13 protein-coding genes are annotated in these 15,374 nt (G+C 71.9%); 9 read left to right on the forward strand and 4 right to left on the reverse strand.

All coding sequences use genetic code 11. From position 1 onward, the window contains the following. The first annotated feature begins 1 nt into the window (after position 1). Genes K4B79_RS01060 through fdhD form a run of 3 tightly spaced genes read left to right on the forward strand, consistent with a single transcriptional unit; the run spans position 2 to position 3,538 of the window. Complete coding sequence (locus K4B79_RS01060) at positions 2-1,825, forward strand: NAD(P)H-dependent oxidoreductase subunit E (RefSeq protein ID WP_232024229.1); 1,824 nt, start codon at positions 2-4, stop codon at positions 1,823-1,825. Continuing rightward, the gene (locus K4B79_RS01065) at positions 1,822-2,682 is read left to right on the forward strand and encodes a 2Fe-2S iron-sulfur cluster-binding protein (protein WP_232024230.1); all 861 of its coding nucleotides are present in this window, start codon (positions 1,822-1,824) and stop codon (positions 2,680-2,682) included. Before K4B79_RS01060 ends, K4B79_RS01065 begins: the two co-directional genes overlap by 4 nt. 7 nt (positions 2,683-2,689) lie before the next feature. Continuing rightward, positions 2,690-3,538, forward strand: a complete 849-nt coding sequence (fdhD, locus tag K4B79_RS01070) for a formate dehydrogenase accessory sulfurtransferase FdhD (RefSeq protein WP_232024231.1) — start codon at positions 2,690-2,692, stop codon at positions 3,536-3,538. A gap of 203 nt (positions 3,539-3,741) precedes the next feature. On the opposite strand, the gene K4B79_RS01075 is transcribed toward fdhD, so the two are convergent. After that, positions 3,742-4,284 carry an isochorismatase family protein gene (locus tag K4B79_RS01075; protein WP_232024232.1) on the reverse strand — a complete coding sequence of 181 codons (543 nt, stop codon included), beginning with the start codon at positions 4,282-4,284 and terminating at the stop codon, positions 3,742-3,744. Between the two features lie 133 nt (positions 4,285-4,417). Between K4B79_RS01075 and K4B79_RS01080 the strand changes: the two genes are divergently transcribed. Both K4B79_RS01080 and K4B79_RS01085 read left to right on the forward strand, forming a co-directional pair. After that, positions 4,418-6,340, forward strand: coding sequence for a sialidase family protein (locus tag K4B79_RS01080; RefSeq protein ID WP_232024233.1), 1,923 nt, complete (start codon positions 4,418-4,420; stop codon positions 6,338-6,340). 10 nt (positions 6,341-6,350) lie between these two features. Beyond that, the gene (locus K4B79_RS01085; RefSeq protein WP_232024234.1) at positions 6,351-7,574 is read left to right on the forward strand and encodes a DUF4185 domain-containing protein; all 1,224 of its coding nucleotides are present in this window, start codon (positions 6,351-6,353) and stop codon (positions 7,572-7,574) included. Here the strand turns inward: K4B79_RS01085 and K4B79_RS01090 are convergent. Then, on the reverse strand, positions 7,510-8,523 hold the full coding sequence (locus tag K4B79_RS01090; RefSeq protein WP_232024730.1) for a bile acid:sodium symporter family protein: 1,014 nt from the start codon (positions 8,521-8,523) through the stop codon (positions 7,510-7,512). The two genes, K4B79_RS01085 and K4B79_RS01090, sit on opposite strands and share 65 nt — an antisense overlap. Before the next feature lie 162 nt (positions 8,524-8,685). Here K4B79_RS01090 and K4B79_RS01095 point away from each other — a divergent pair, with 162 nt between their 5' ends. Then, entirely contained in the window at positions 8,686-9,549 is an 864-nt protein-coding gene (locus K4B79_RS01095; protein ID WP_232024235.1) for a LysR substrate-binding domain-containing protein, read from the forward strand. A 380-nt stretch (positions 9,550-9,929) separates the two neighbouring features. Continuing rightward, positions 9,930-11,756, forward strand: coding sequence for an AMP-dependent synthetase/ligase (locus K4B79_RS01100; protein WP_232024236.1), 1,827 nt, complete (start codon positions 9,930-9,932; stop codon positions 11,754-11,756). A gap of 20 nt (positions 11,757-11,776) precedes the next feature. Here the strand turns inward: K4B79_RS01100 and K4B79_RS01105 are convergent, their stop codons facing one another. Continuing rightward, positions 11,777-12,562: a heparin lyase I family protein gene (locus K4B79_RS01105; RefSeq protein WP_232024237.1), complete on the reverse strand. Its 786-nt coding sequence runs from the start codon at positions 12,560-12,562 to the stop codon at positions 11,777-11,779. Positions 12,563-12,831: 269 nt separating this feature from the next. On the opposite strand from K4B79_RS01105, the gene K4B79_RS01110 reads away from it, so the two are divergent. Continuing rightward, positions 12,832-13,665 (forward strand): aldo/keto reductase, encoded by an 834-nt coding sequence (locus K4B79_RS01110; RefSeq protein ID WP_308280356.1) that lies wholly within the window; start codon positions 12,832-12,834, stop codon positions 13,663-13,665. 185 nt (positions 13,666-13,850) lie between these two features. Next, positions 13,851-14,573 (forward strand): glycoside hydrolase family 75 protein, encoded by a 723-nt coding sequence (locus K4B79_RS01115; RefSeq protein WP_232024238.1) that lies wholly within the window; start codon positions 13,851-13,853, stop codon positions 14,571-14,573. A gap of 13 nt (positions 14,574-14,586) precedes the next feature. Here K4B79_RS01115 and K4B79_RS01120 read toward each other — a convergent pair whose 3' ends face one another. Continuing rightward, positions 14,587-15,288: an SDR family oxidoreductase gene (locus K4B79_RS01120; protein WP_232024239.1), complete on the reverse strand. Its 702-nt coding sequence runs from the start codon at positions 15,286-15,288 to the stop codon at positions 14,587-14,589. Positions 15,289-15,374 lie beyond the last annotated feature (86 nt).

Below are 15,374 nucleotides of genomic sequence, written 5' to 3' on the forward strand. Positions count from 1 at the left end.
AGTGGACCTGCACTTCGGCGACAGCAAACCCACCGACGACGAACGGGCGGCCGTGGACGCCCTGTTGGGACCCCCCGAGTCCTCCTGGGAGGGCGCGGACCGTTCCGACGCCGACCTGAGGTGGGCGCGCGGCGGGCGCGCGGCCCGGGACCGCCGCGACCTGCTGTTGCCGGGGCTGCACGCCATCAACGACCGGGTCGGCTGGATCAGCGACGGCGCCCTGGACTACCTGTGCCGGCGGCTGACCGTACCGCCGGCGGAGGCCTACGGCGTCGCCACCTTCTACGCCATGTTCTCCGTCAAGCCCCGCCCGGCGACCGTGCTGCACGTGTGCACCGACCTCGCGTGCGCGGCGGCCGGTGCGTCCGAACTGTGCGCCGGGATCGAGTCCCGCCTCGGCCCCGGCAGCGGCGTCCACGTCGAGCGCAGCCCGTGCCTGGGCCTGTGCGAACGCGCCCCGGCCGCGCTCGCGATCAGGGCGGGCGATCCCGTGCGTACGGCGGTCTCGGCGCCGGCGACCGTGCGCGACGCGGTGCTCGCCGCGAGCGCGCCGGACTCCGCGCCCGAGGAGCCGCCGGCGGCGATGGCGGTGCCCCAGGCGGGCGACCCGGCGCTGACGCTGCTCGGGCGCGTCGGTGTCGTGGACCCGGCCAGTCTCGACGACTACCGCGCCCACGGCGGCTACACCGCCCTGCGCCGGGCCTTCGACCTCGGACCGGCCGGGGTGATCCGCGAGGTCACCGACTCCGGCCTGGTCGGGCGTGGCGGCGCCGCCTTCCCCACCGGCCGCAAATGGCAGGCCACGGCGTCCCAGCCCGACCACCCGCACTACCTGGTGTGCAATGCCGACGAGTCCGAGCCGGGCACCTTCAAGGACCGCGTGCTCATGGAGGGCGACCCGTACGCCCTGGTCGAGGCGATGACCATCGCGGCGTACGCCACCGGCGCGCACCGCGGCTACCTCTACCTGCGCGGCGAGTACCCGCGGGCGATCCGGCGGGTCCAATACGCCATCGACCAGGCGCGGGCCCGCGGTCTGCTCGGCGACGACGTCCTCGGCCAGGGCTACGTCTTCGACATCGAGATCCGGCGGGGCGCGGGCGCCTACATCTGCGGCGAGGAGACCGCGCTGTTCAACTCCATCGAGGGCTACCGGGGCGAGCCGCGCTCCAAGCCGCCCTTCCCCGTGGAGAAGGGCCTGTTCGGCAAGCCGACCGTGGAGAACAACGTCGAGACCCTGGTCAACGTGCTGCCGATCCTGACCATGGGCGCCCCGGCCTACGCGGCGATCGGCACCGGCCGCTCCACCGGGCCGAAGCTGTTCTGCGTGTCGGGGAGCGTGGACCGCCCGGGGATCTACGAGCTGCCGTTCGGCGCGACACTCGGCGAGGTGCTGGAGCTCGCCGGGGTGCGTCCGGGGCTGCGCGCGGTGCTGCTGGGCGGCGCGGCGGGCGGCTTCGTACGGCCCGACGAACTCGGCATCCCCCTCACCTTCGAGGGCACGCGTGAGGCGGGCACGACGCTCGGTTCCGGAGTGGTCATGGCCTTCGACGGCACGGTCCCGCTGCCCCGGCTGCTGCTGCGCATCGCCGAGTTCTTCCGCGACGAGTCGTGCGGGCAGTGCGTGCCCTGCCGGGTGGGGACCGTGCGGCAGGAGGAGGCGCTGCGCCGGATCGCGGAGCGCACCGGCGCCGCCGCGGCCGACGACATCGCCCTGCTCAGGGACGTCGGCCGCGCCATGCGGGACGCCTCGATCTGCGGTCTGGGGCAGACCGCGTGGAACGCCGTGGAATCCGCCATCGACCGTCTGGGGGCGTACGAATGACCGTGACACCGCTGGGGATCCCGCGCCGGCTGCTGGAGTTCACCCTCGACGGGCAGGAGGCCCGGGTGCCCGAGGGCTCCACGATCCTGGACGCCTGCCGGGCGGCGGGCAAGGACATACCGACGCTCTGCGAGGGCGACACCCTCACCCCGAAGAACGCCTGCCGTGTCTGCGTGGTCGAGGTGGAGGGGGCGCGCACCCTCGTCCCGGCCTGCTCCCGCAGGGCCGAGCCGGGCATGGAGGTGCGCACGGACACCGAGCGCGCCCGGCACAGCCGCAGGATCGTCCTCGAACTGCTGGCCTCCTCGGTCGACCTGTCGACCACCCCCAAGGTCGCCGGGTGGATCAAGGAGTACGAGGCGAAACCGGACCGTTTCGGCCCCGACGCGGCCCGCCTGAACGAGGAGCCCAGGGTCGACAACGACCTGTACGTGCGCGACTACGACAAGTGCATCCTCTGCTACAAGTGCGTGGACGCCTGCGGCGACCAGTGGCAGAACACCTTCGCGATCTCGGTCGCCGGGCGCGGCTTCGACGCCCGGATCGCGGTCGAGCACGACGCCCCGCTGACCGACTCGGCCTGTGTGTACTGCGGGAACTGCGTCGAGGTCTGCCCGACCGGAGCCCTGTCCTTCAAGTCGGAGTTCGACATGCGGGCGGCGGGCACCTGGGACGAGTCGGCGCAGACCGAGACGACCACGGTGTGCGCGTACTGCGGAGTGGGCTGCAACCTGACCCTGCACGTGCAGGACAATGAGATCGTGAAGGTCACCTCGCCGCACGACAACCCGGTGACCCACGGCAATCTCTGCATCAAGGGCCGTTTCGGCTACCAGCACGTACAGAACCGGGGCTGAACAGGACATGGGACGAGTCACGGAACGACGCAAGGTGATCCGCATCCGCGACGGGGTGGTCTCCAGCCGCCCGGACACGCTCGTCGCCGAGGAACCACTGGAGATCCGGCTCAACGGCAAACCCCTCGCGATCACCATGCGCACGCCGGGCGACGACTTCGCGCTGGCCGCCGGGTTCCTGGTGAGCGAGGGCGTGCTGGCGGCCGCGTCCGACCTCCGGAACATCGTCTACTGCGCGGGCGCGACCGAGGACGGCTCGAACACGTACAACGTAGTGGACGTGAGCACGACACCCGGTGTGGTGATCCCCGACATCACCCTCGAACGCAACGTGTACACCACCTCGTCCTGCGGCCTGTGCGGCAAGGCGAGCCTCGACGCGGTCCGCACCACGGCCCGCTGGCCCATCTCCGACACTCCCCCGGTCCGCGTCGAGCCCGAGCTCCTCGCGAGCCTCCCCGACCGGCTGCGCGAGGCCCAGCGGGTCTTCGACCGGACCGGGGGCCTGCACGCGGCGGCCCTGTTCACCGAGGCCGGCGAGCTGGTCGACATCCGGGAGGACGTGGGCCGCCACAACGCGGTCGACAAGCTGGTCGGCCGCGCCCTCCAGAACGGCGACCTGCCGCTGTCCCGCACGATCCTGCTGGTCTCCGGCCGGGCCTCCTTCGAGCTGGCGCAGAAGGCCGTCATGGCGGGCATCCCCGTCCTGGCGGCGGTCTCGGCGCCCTCCTCGCTGGCGGTGGACCTGGCCGCGGAGACCGGCCTGACGCTGGTGGGCTTCCTGCGGGGCGCCTCCATGAACGTGTACGCGGGCGAGGACCGTATCGCCCTGCGGGCCGCGGCCGCCCAGGGCTGAGAAGGTTCCCCGCGACACGGCGGCGGGGCCCCGAGGCGGGGAGCGCCCCCTGCGCCGAAGGGGCCCCGTCTCAGCTCCGGGCCACCCGCACGAAGTCACCGATCAGGGGTGAGCGGGGGCTCGCCTCCCGGGCGAGGAGCACCTCGTCGGGTACGGGGGACGTAGGTGATGTCGGGGCGCGAGTCGTGGTGGACGGCGGCGGCCTACTGGTCTGAGCCCGGCCCCGTCGTGAACCGCACCTGCCCCACCGACACCACGGTGCCCAGCCGGGGGAAGTCCAGCCGTACCGACGCCTCGTGTTCGGCGGCCGTGAACGCGGCCATGGCGTCCTCGACGAAGACGAGGTCGTAGCCGAGGTCGCCGGCCGCGCGGGCGGTGGACTCGACGCCGAGGTTGGTGGCGATGCCGCCGAAGACGAGGGTGGTGACGCCGTGCTCCCGCAGCCGCGCGTCGAGCTCGGTGCCCTGGAAGGCGCCGATGGTCCGCTTGACGATCTCCAGGTCGCCCTGGCGGAGGAGCCCGGCGGCCAGCGCGCTGCCCGGCGGCTGCTCGGTGACACCGGGGCGTTCGACCCGGACGAGAACGACGAGGGCGCCGGCCGAGCGGAACGCGGCCGCCAGTTCCTCGCCGGCGGTGAGGACGTCTGTCCCCTTGTGGGGTGCCAGGGGCAGGGCGACGATGCGGTCCATCAGGTCGACGAGCACGAGGGCGGTGCGCGCGGGATCGAGCGCGAGGGGTGCGGTCATGACGGAACGTTATCCGCCGTCAGCCCTCGGTACCGGAGATACGGATCAACAGGTCCGTGAACAGCTCGCGTGCTGATCCCCGCGTCCCCCGTGGCGGCCCGATGTGACGAGCCGTCAGCCCTAGCATGGCCGGATGATCGGACCAAAGAGGTCATGTCGCCCCTTGTCGGCCCATACGCGCCGACGTCTGAGATCCCCGCTCACCGTGACGGCCGCGCTGTCCGTCCTGCCCGCGCTCTCCGTCCTGCCCGCCCTGTCCGTCCTGGCCGCCCTCCCGGGCCCCGCGCACGCCGGTCCGGCCGCCGCGGCCCCGGTGTTCGAGCAGCAGGTGCTGTTCACTGCCTCCCAGGACCCCGGCTACGCCTGCTTCCGTATCCCGGCGATGGTGCGGACGAGCGCCGGGACACTGCTGGCGTTCGCCGAGGGCCGGGTCCTCAACTGCGGTGACGCGGCCGACATCGACATCGTCCTCAAACGCTCCACGGACGGCGGCCGCACCTGGGGCCCGCTCCAGGTCGTCGACGAGGGCGACGGGGACACCCACGGCAACCCGACCCCGGTCGTGGACCGGACGACCGGCCGCGTCCTGCTCGCCGCGACCCGCAACACCGGCCGCGCGGACGGCGGGAACTGCGCCGTGCCCTGCGACCGCGCCCCGCATCTCCTGCACAGCGACGACGACGGCCTGACCTGGTCGGCGCCGCGCGACCTGAGCGCCGAGATCCGGCCCGCGCACTGGAACTCCTGGTACGCCACCGGCCCCGCGCACGGCATCCAGCTCACCCGTGGCCCGCGCGCCGGGCGGCTGGTCCTCGGCGTCAACACCGAGACCTGGGACGGCACCCGGGTCACCGCCAACCACGCGGCGCTGGTGGTCAGCGACGACGGCGGCGAGCACTGGAAGGTCGGCGCCACCGACACCTGGCCGGTGGCCGCCGACGGCACCTTCCGGCAGAAGCCGTCCGAACTCGCCCTCGCCGAGCGGACCGACGGCTCGGTCCTGGTCAGCGGCCGTGAACAGGACGGCACCGACCTCGGCCACCGCACCCAGGCCGTCAGCACCGACGCCGGCGACAGCTTCACCGCCCCGTTCACCGCGCTCCCGGACCTGTCCGCACCCCAGGTCCAGTGCGCCACGCTCCCCTTCGGCGGACGCCTGCTGCTGTCCTGCCCCGGCGACCCGGACCGCCGGAGGACCATGATGATCCGCTCCTCCCACGACGGCGGCGCCACCTGGGACAGCGCGGACCGGGGCGCGGTCGTGACCGCCGACTGGTCCGGCTACTCGGACCTGGCGCCGGTCGACGACACCACGGTGGGCCTGCTCTACGAGGGCGGCACGGTCGACGCCCGCGACGAGATCCGCTTCGCCCGGTTCGCCGAGGCCCGGCTGCCCCCACGCCCCACGCCGGACCCGACCACCGCCGACCTCGCCCCGGGCGCCGAGGGAGCGGCCGTGCTGGGCGGCGCCGCGGCCACGGCGGGTGTGTCGGGCGGCGCGCTGTCCTTCGACGGCGCCGACGACGCCGTACGCCTGCCCTACCGGGAGCATCTTCCCCTCGGGACGAAGGACTTCACGGTGTCCCTGTGGTTCCGGCGGACCGCCGCGGCCGGGGAGCAGCCGCTGCTGTGGATGGGCGGGGTCGGCCATCAGCCGCAGGTGTCGCTGCGCGCGGAGGGCGGCGGGGTGCAGGGGCGGATCGTCGTACGGGAGGGAGCGGCGGCCGTACGCACGGCGGCCGTGACCGCGACCGGCGGCTACGACGACGGCCGCTGGCACCATGTGGCCCTGCGCCGGGGTGACGGCGAGCTGACGCTGTTCGTCGACGGGACGGCGACCGGCACGGCGGACGTACCCGGTTCGGTCAGCCGCGACGCGCCCTTCGGTGTGCGCCTCGGGCAACGCGTGGACGGGCGGGCCCACTTCACCGGCGCGATCGACGAGGTCCGCGTCTGGGACCGGGCCCTGACCGACGCGGAGATCGTGACCGGGATCCCGCTCGCGGGGAACACGGTGATGTGGTTGCCCATGGACCGGGTGGACCGCAGCCACTAACGTCCCGGGCGTGCCCGAGGACTCACGAGCACGACAGCGGACGGGAGCCGGGGTCGGCCTGCTGCTGACCCTGGTTCTCGCGGCCGTGCTGCTCACCGCCCTCCCGGACGACGAGAGCCGGCCGGAGGGCTGCGCACCGCGCACCGTCGGCGCGTGGGCGGCCGACGACGACCTCACCGCGGAGTTCGCCCGCTACGGCGACGACGCGTCCCGTACCGACGACTGGACCGGCGGCGACGGCACCCACTCCGTGCGGCTGCCCGACGGCCGCCTGCTGTGGCTGTTCTCGGACACCTATCTGGGCCAGGTGTACGGCCCCCCGAACCCGGTCGGCGAGTCCTTCGCCTGGCGGGACACCAGCGCGCCCCTGGTCCGCAACTCGGCCGTGGTGATGCGCGAGGGCCGCCTGGAGTCCACCCTGCCCGCCCCGCTCTTCCCCGACCCCGGCCCGAACCAGTGGCGCTGGCCGGTCGCGGCCCGGGTCGAGCCCCGCTCCCCCGGCTCCACGGAACAGGTCCTGCGGGTGCTGCTGTGGGTGCGGACGGCGGGCGCCGCGCCCTGGGTGTTCGGCGTGCCCACGGCCACCGAGGTCGCCACGCTGTCCCTGCCCGACCTGCGGGTCGAGTCGGTCGTGCAGGTGCTCGACCAGCGGACGGTGCCGGATCCCTCCCGGCGGGTGCTGTTCGGGACCACGCTGGTGACGGAGGGCGGCTGGACCTACGTCTTCGGCGGCGACGACGGCCAGGCCGCCTCCCGGCCCGCCTCGCGGGCGTACGCGGCCCGGGTGCCGGAGGGAGGACTGGGGGATCCGGCCGCCTGGGAGTACTGGGACGGGTCCGAGTGGACCGCCCGGGCGCGCCCGGCCGCGGTGCTCGGGGACGGGCGGCGCACCGGGGTGGGCAGCGCTTTCTCGGTGGTGCGGCAGGACGGGACGTACGTGCTGTTCACGATGGCCGCGGGGACCCGCGGGCTGACGACCGTGACCTCGTACTGGGCGTGCTCCCCCACCGGGCCCTGGCACGGCCCGGCACGGGACTTCACACCCGCGCTGCCCGAGGGCCAGGTCGCCGCGTACAACCCGCAGGCGCACACGGAATTGCGCGACGACGGACGGCTGGTGCTCAGCTACGACGTCAACTGGCTGGAACCGACCGCCGCCGCGGCGCAGCTCAACCGGAACGTGTCCCTGTACCGACCGCGGTTCGTGACGCTTCGGCTGGAGCCGAGGGGGTGACCTCCGGCAGCGGGTCGCGGGCGCGGCGCTTGGCGATCACCGCGCACACCATCAGCTGCATCTGGTGGAAGAGCATCAGCGGCAGCACGGCCAGTGAGGCGTGCGCGCCGAACAGCACGCTGGCCATGGGCAGTCCGGCGGCGAGGGACTTCTTCGAGCCGGCGAACTGGATGGCGATCCGGTCCTCCCGGTCGAAGCGCAGCGCCTTGGCGCCGTACCAGGTCACCAGCAGCATCACGGCGAGCAGTACGGCCTCGACGACCAGCAGGCCGGCCAGCCGGACCGGGCTGACCTGGTGCCAGATGCCCTGCACCATGCCCTCGCTGAACGCGGTGTAGACGACGAGGAGGATCGAGCCGCGGTCGACCAGGCCGAGGACCTTCTTGTGGCGGGCGACGAAGCCGCCGATCCACCGGCGCAGCAGCTGTCCGGCGACGAACGGCACCAGCAGCTGGAGCACGATCTCAAGCAGCGAGTCCGCCGAGAAGCCCCCGCCGGTGCTGCCGAGCACGGCGGCGGCCAGCAGCGGCGTGAGGACGATGCCGACCAGCGAGGAGAAGGAGCCCGCGCAGATCGCGGCGGGCACGTTGCCCCGGGCCATCGAGGTGAAGGCGATCGAGGACTGGATGGTCGACGGGACCAGCGTGAGGAACAGCAGGCCCTGGTAGAGCGGGTGGGTCAGGAAGACCGGGACGAGGCCGCGGGCGGCGAGACCGAGCAGCGGGAAGAGCACGAACGTACAGGCCAGGACGGTGACATGGAGCCGCCAGTGCTTGAGGCCGTCCACCGCCTCACGGGTGGACAGGCGGGCACCGTAGAGGAAGAACAGGAAGGCGATCGCCCCGGTGGAGGCGCCGGAGGCCACGTCCGCGGAGGTCCCGCGCGCCGGCACCAGGGCGGCGAGGCCGACGGTCCCGAGCAGCAGCAGGATGTACGGGTCGACCGGCATCCAGGCCGGCCACTTCAGGCGCTTCACGGTGCTCCACTTGCTCTCGTGCGTCGGTTCCGGGCGGGCACGGGGTATCCCCGTCCATCGTCCTCCTCACCCGCTTGATCGGGAATCCGGCATACCGCTCTGACTGTCATCATGTTTCGCGATAGCCTGGCCTCCGTGTACGACCCTTCCCAGTTGCGTACGTTCCTGGCGGTGGCCCAGACGCTGAGCTTCACGCAGGCCGCCCGGCGGCTGGAGCTGCGCCAGTCGACCGTCAGCCAGCATGTGCGGCGCCTGGAGGAGGCCGCCGGGCGGCAGTTGTTCAGCCGGGACACCCACTCCGTGGAGCTGACCGAGGACGGCGAGGCCATGCTCGGATTCGCCCGCCGGATCCTGGAGGTGCACGAGCAGGCGACCGCGTTCTTCACCGGGACGCGGGTGCGTGGCCGGCTGCGCTTCGGTGCCTCCGAGGACTTCGTGCTGACCCGGCTGCCCGAGATCCTGGAGGGCTTCCGCCACGACCATCCCGAGGTCGACCTGGAGCTGACGGTCGAGTTGTCGGGCACCCTGCACGAGCGGCTCGCGGCCGGAAAGCTGGACCTGGTCCTGGCCAAACGGCGCCCCGAGGATCCGCACGGCCGGCTGGTCTGGCGCGACGAACTGGCCTGGATCGGCGCGGAACGGCTCCGGCTGGACCCGGACCGCCCGGTGCCGCTCATCGTCTACCCGCCGCCGGGCATCACCCGGGCGCTGGCCCTGGAGGCGCTGGAGCGGCAGGGCCGCGAGTGGCGCGTGGTGTGCACCAGCGGCAGCCTCAACGGCCTGATCGCGGCGGCCCGTGCCGGTCTCGGCGTGATGGCCCACTCACGGGGCCTCGTCCCGCCCGGCCTGGTCCGCGTGCCCGACCGCTTCGGGCTCCCCGAACTCGGCCGCGTCGACTTCGTCCTCGTCCACGGCCGGCGCCGCACCGCGGCCCAGGGCGCCGCCGACGCGCTGGCCGCGGCGATCCTGGCCGGCGGGGACCGGCTGCACCGGCGCTGAGCGCCGTCCCGCGCATAGGGCCGCCCGGCCGGGGTAGACACGTGAGGACATCACCTCCGGCACCGTGCCGCACCGCACCACAGCTGACGGAGTGACGAAATCCGGTTCTTGGACGCTGAAGACGCTGAAGGGGCCGGAGAACCCGGCGCCCCCGGCGTGTCGGCCGTGACCGGGTCGTAGCGATTCGGTGGAGATTGCGGGAGCGAAACCTACGCAAGCGTAAGGATTCTGTCCGGCCCTTCCCCTTGTGAGCGCATTTCGCGTCACTGACCAGCGAATACCTGAACACTGCTCGTGTTCGGCACCCCTCCCGCCCGATGCGCGGGTGGGGTAGCTTTCACGGCGCTGTGCGGAGCGCCACAAGGAGCGGGGAGCGGGGTTTGCGCGAGTTCACCAACCCTCCGTTGGCGTTGGCACCGCCGGTGGGCGGACTGGCCGACGTCGTCTACGAGCATGCCCGGAACGACCCCCACTACATCGCGCTCGGCCGCAAGGACGAGGCGGGGCAGTGGCGCGACGTGACCTCCGCGGAGTTCCGCGACGAGGTCCTCGCCCTCGCCAAGGGCCTGCTCGCCGAGGGCATCCGGTTCGGCGACCGGGTCGCCATCGTCTCCCGGACCCGCTACGAGTGGACGCTCTTCGACTTCGCGCTGTGGACCATCGGCGCCCAGGTCGTCCCGGTCTACCCGACCTCCTCGGCCGAGCAGTGCTTCTGGATGCTCTACGACTCCGAGTGCACGGCCGCGATCGTGGAGCACGAGGACCACGCGATGACGATCGCCACCGTCATCGACCGGCTGCCCCAACTGCGCCGCCTGTGGCAGCTGGACTCGGGCTGCGTGCAGGAGCTGTACGACGCGGGCGCCCACCTCGACGACGAGGTCGTGCACCGGCACCGGCAGGCGGTCACCCCCGACTCGACCGCCACCGTCATCTACACCTCGGGCACCACCGGCCGCCCCAAGGGCTGTGTCATCTCGCACGGCAACTTCATGTACGAGGCGGACACGGTCATCCAGCGCTGGGAGCCGGTGTTCCACTCCAAGCGGGGCGACGAGGCGGCGACGCTGCTGTTCCTGCCGCTCGCGCACGTCTTCGGGCGGATGGTGCAGGTGGCGGCGATCCGCGGCCGGGTGCGCTTCGGCCACCAGCCGCAGATGAACGCGGCCGCGCTGCTGCCGGACCTCGCCGCGTTCAAGCCGACGTTCTTCCTCGGCGTGCCGTACATCTTCGAGAAGGTCTTCAACGCCTCGCGCCGCAAGGCCGAGAAGGACGGCAAGTCCGGCGCCTTCGAGAAGGCCGTCGACGTGGCCGTGAAGTACGCGGACGCGATGGAGGCCAAGGCCTGGGGCATCGGACCCGGGCCCTCGGCGGGGCTGCGCATGCAGCACCAGCTCTTCGACAAGCTCGTCTACTCCAAGATGCGGGCGGCGATGGGCGGCCGCATCAAGCAGGCCATGACCGGCGGCTCCGCGATGGACCGCAGGCTCGGTCTGTTCTTCGCCGGGGCGGGCGTGCACATCTACGAGGGCTACGGCCTGACCGAGTCCACGGCCGCCGCCACCGCCAACCCGCCCGAGCGCACCCGCTACGGCACGGTCGGCCAGCCCATCCCGGGCATGACCGTGCACATAGCCGACGACGGCGAGATCTGGCTGCGCGGCGAGAACATCTTCCAGGGCTACCTCAACAACCCCAAGGCCACCGACCAGTCCCTGCACGACGGCTGGCTGGCCACCGGCGACCTCGGTTCCCTCGACGAGGACGGCTATCTCACCATCACCGGCCGCAAGAAGGAGATCCTGGTCACCTCCGGCGGCAAGAGCGTCTCCCCCGGCGTGCTGGAGGAGCGGGTGCGCGACCATCCGCTGGTCGCCCAGTGCATCGTCGTCGGCAACGACCGGCCGTACATCGCCGCCCTGGTCACCCTCGACCAGGAGGCCGTGGAGCACTGGCTGACGATGCGCGACAAGCCGCAGATGCCGGCGGCCCAGCTGGTGCGCGACGCCGACCTGGAGACCGAGGTGCGCCGGGCCGTGGTCGCCGCCAACACCCTGGTCTCGCAGGCCGAGTCGATCCGCACCTTCCGCATCCTGGCCCAGCCCTTCACCGAGGAGCACGGCCTGCTGACCCCGTCGCTGAAGCTGAAGCGCAAGGCCATCGAGAACGCCTACGCCAACGAGGTCGAGGCGCTGTACCGGGCCTGAGCCCGGGCTCTCGGGGCCGGTCACACCAGCTGGTAGCCCCGGAGGCCGGTGAGCAGCAGGTAGGTGTCCTGGAGGGACCCGGAGGTGTCCCCGAGGGAGCGGTAGATGCCCCACTTCGGGCGCACCCGGTCGGCCAGGAAGGTGTCGACGCCGGTCTTCGAGGCGTCGACGACCGTGGAGCCGCCGGACTTCAGGATCCAGCGGACCGAACCCGCCGAGCCGTTGCCGACCTTGATCTGGAAGTCGACGTCGGTCCACCTGTCGTGCAGGGGCGCGAGATCGGTGCGGCCCACGAGGATGTCGCTCTCGAACAGCTTCAGCTCGATGGTCTGCCTGCCGTCCACCCTGCGCAGCGACTGCACGACGATCGGCGAGGTGCCGGAGCCGGGCTGCTTCATCTGCATGATGTGGGTGAAGCTGGTGGTCGCCTTCAGCGAGCTCGGGATGTACATCGAGTACGTGACCCGCCAGGTCTGGCCCTCGGTCCATCTGAGGAAGCCGCTGCCGGTGCGCAGGCCGGTGACCTCCTGGCGCTGGCGGTCGGTCGAGGTGTCGCGGTCGGCCATGTGCATGTTGAAGCGCCAGTTGTTCCCGGTCGCGAAGATGTGCGGCTGCCCGCCGGGGTGCGAGTCGGCGCGGTCGTCCTCGATCGTCTCGAAGGCGCGCAGTCCGTCGCCGCTCGCGGAGGGAGCCCACTTCTGCTGCCAGGAGGCGGCATGGGCCGTGCCCGCGGCCGGCAGCCCGACCGCGGCGGCCGTGGCGCCACCGAGGGCGGCACCCAGCAGTGCGCGTCTTGTTGTGCTCATGACATTCATCACCTCACAAGAGGCCTTCATGTTCACATCCATGAAAGCGGTTCAGCGACTCGTTCGTCGGCGGGATCCAGGGTCGCGGCAGGGCGATCCGCGGTCAATGGTCTGGACCGAAGACCTCCGGTGCGTTTCCGGCCAACTTCGGGCGCTCGTACCCACTCCGTGGGCACTTCGGGCGGATTCGCGGATCAGGAATGCATCACGGCTCGTGATCGTTGACGATGGGAGTACCACCTGTCGACAACCGTAAGGATCAAGAGCTCGTGAGCAGCAAGGTCCCCCCGATCATCCTCAACAACGGCGTCGAGATGCCCCAGCTGGGCCTCGGAGTCTGGCAGGTGCCGGACGACGAGGCGGAGCAGGCGGTCACCACCGCGCTGGAGGCCGGGTACCGCAGCATCGACACAGCGGCGATCTACGGCAACGAAGAGGGCACCGGCAAGGCGATCGCCGCCTCCGGTCTGGCCCGTGAGGACATTTTCGTCACCACCAAGCTCTGGAACAGCGACCAGGGGTACGACTCCACGCTGCGCGCCTTCGACAGCTCGCTGGCGAAGCTCGGCCTGGACTATCTGGACCTGTACCTCATCCACTGGCCCATGCCGGAGCGCGACCTGTACACGGACACGTACAAGGCGTTCGAGAAGCTGCACGCCGACGGCCGGATCCGGGCGATCGGCGTCTCCAACTTCGAGCCCGCGCACCTGGAGCGGCTGATCGCCGAGACGTCCGTCATCCCGGCCGTCAACCAGATCGAGCTGCACCCGCACCTCCAGCAGCACGCGGCCCGTGAGTACGACGCCCAGCAGGGCATCGCCACCGAGGCCTGGTCGCCGCTCGGTCAGGGCAAGGGTCTGCTGGAGGTCCCGGCGATCGTGGCCATCGCGCAGAAGCACGGGCGCACCCCGGCGCAGGTCGTCCTGCGCTGGCACCTCCAGCTGGGCAATGTCGTGATCCCCAAGTCCGTGACGCCGTCCCGGATCAAGGAGAACATCGAGATCTTCGACTTCAGCCTGGACACCGAGGACCTGGCGGCCATCAGCGCCCTGAACGAGGACCGCCGGCTGGGCCCGGACCCCGCGACGGTCAACGCCTGAGGGCCACCTCGGCGACGGAGCGTCCCGGCCGCCCGCTTACGCGCGGGAGCCGGGACGCTTCGCCCGTCACTCCCCTGACACTCCAGGCTTGACGCGAGCATGCAAAGGGAGCACGTTGGGTCGCGAAGGTAAGGAAACCTTCCTGACAGAACTGCCAGAAGGACTGACAGAAGGACCCTCTCCCCATGCGTATCCCCCACATGCGTATCCCTCGCCCGCCTGCCCCCTCCCTGTCTCTCGCCGCCGTATGCGCGGCCGTCCTCCTGGCCGCATCGGCCCTCCCCGCCACCGCGACCTCCGCCTCCGCACCGGCCCCCCGGGAGGGCACGGTCGGCGCGGCCGAGCTGCTCGCGAAGGTGACGTCCTGCACCCGGATCTCCCAGGGCGAGTACCGCACCGACGAGGAGGCCCCGGCCACGGTGCCCGTCTGCGGCACGGACGGCGCGGTGTTCTGGAAGGCCGACATGGACATCGACTGCGACGGACAGCGCACCACGCGGTGCAACGAGAACACCGACCCCTGGTTCCAGCCCGACACCGCCTTCCACCAGTCCGACGGCAGGCCGCTGCGGTCCGACAGCCTGCCCTACGTCGTGGTGCCGAGCGTCAGCGAGACCTGGAGCTTCCCGAGCGCGGGCATCGGGGGCGGCGGCGTGGTCGCGGTGATCCACGACGGCAAGGTCCAGTACGCCGTCGTCGGCGACACCGGCCCGAAACGGATCATCGGCGAGGCCTCGTACGCCACCGCCGAGGCCCTCGGCATCGATCCCGATCCGGCGACCGGCGGCACCGACGCCGAGGTGACCTACATCCTGTTCCCGCACTCCCGGGTCTCCCCCATCGAGAACCACGACGCGGCGGTCACCCTGGGCGACCGCCTAGCGCGGGAGTTCGTCCGGGGCGACTGACCCGGGCCGTACGTCAGTTGGGCTGCCCGAGGGGCCGTACGACGACCGTGTTGATGTCGACGCCCTCGGGCTGCTCCATGGCCCACACCACCGACGCGGCGATCTGCTCGGCGGTGAGCAGGTGACCGGGCGGCAGGCTGCCGTAGGAGTCCCAGAAGGGGGTCTCCACACGGCCGGGTGCGATCAGGGTGACGCCGACACCGAACTCGGTCACCTCACGGCGGACGTTCTCGGCCAGACCGGTCACCGCCCACTTGGTCGCCCCGTAGATGTTGCCGGGCGTGGGCACGAACCCGGCGACGCTGCCGACCAGCACGATCCGCCCCCGGGTCTCCTTCAGGGCGTCGACGGACGCGCGGATCAGCAGCGCGGGACCGAGCACGTTGGTCAGCACCATCTCGGTCCAGCCGGCCGGGTCGCCGGTGGCCACGGAGTCGTGGGTGGCGAATCCCGCGTTGGCGACCACCGTGTCCAGTCGGCCGAACTCCTTGAGCGTCCGGTCGACGGCCGACCGCACGTCCTCGTAGTCGGCCGCGTTCCCGCGAAGGGTCAACAGGCCCTCGGGGCGGCCGAGTTCCTCGGCGAAACCGTCCAGCCGCTCCTCCCCGCGCCCGGTGACGGCGACCCGCTGACCCGAGTCGAGCAACCGCCTGGCCACCGCGGCGCCGATGCCGCTGCCGCCGCCGGTGATGAGCGTGACCGGTGAGTCGGTCATGAGTACCCCCCTGTGGTTCTTCCTCGTCCGGGTGGACGACACGGGGAGTCCATCAGTTGGAGCACTCTCGAAGTCAAGGGGCTTCG

It is taken from the genome of Streptomyces lincolnensis (genome assembly GCF_021173675.1).
Classification (GTDB): domain Bacteria; phylum Actinomycetota; class Actinomycetes; order Streptomycetales; family Streptomycetaceae; genus Streptomyces; species Streptomyces lincolnensis_B.

Coding starts and splice junctions, on each gene's coding strand:
- K4B79_RS01120 (WP_232024239.1), bottom strand. CDS start 15,288: ATGACCGACTCACCGGTCACGCTCATCACCGGCGGCGGCAGCGGCATC.
- fdhD (WP_232024231.1), top strand. CDS start 2,690: ATGGGACGAGTCACGGAACGACGCAAGGTGATCCGCATCCGCGACGGG.
- K4B79_RS01075 (WP_232024232.1), bottom strand. CDS start 4,284: ATGACCGCACCCCTCGCGCTCGATCCCGCGCGCACCGCCCTCGTGCTC.
- K4B79_RS01080 (WP_232024233.1), top strand. CDS start 4,418: ATGATCGGACCAAAGAGGTCATGTCGCCCCTTGTCGGCCCATACGCGC.
- K4B79_RS01115 (WP_232024238.1), top strand. CDS start 13,851: ATGCGTATCCCCCACATGCGTATCCCTCGCCCGCCTGCCCCCTCCCTG.
- K4B79_RS01105 (WP_232024237.1), bottom strand. CDS start 12,562: ATGAGCACAACAAGACGCGCACTGCTGGGTGCCGCCCTCGGTGGCGCC.
- K4B79_RS01065 (WP_232024230.1), top strand. CDS start 1,822: ATGACCGTGACACCGCTGGGGATCCCGCGCCGGCTGCTGGAGTTCACC.
- K4B79_RS01090 (WP_232024730.1), bottom strand. CDS start 8,523: ATGCCGGTCGACCCGTACATCCTGCTGCTGCTCGGGACCGTCGGCCTC.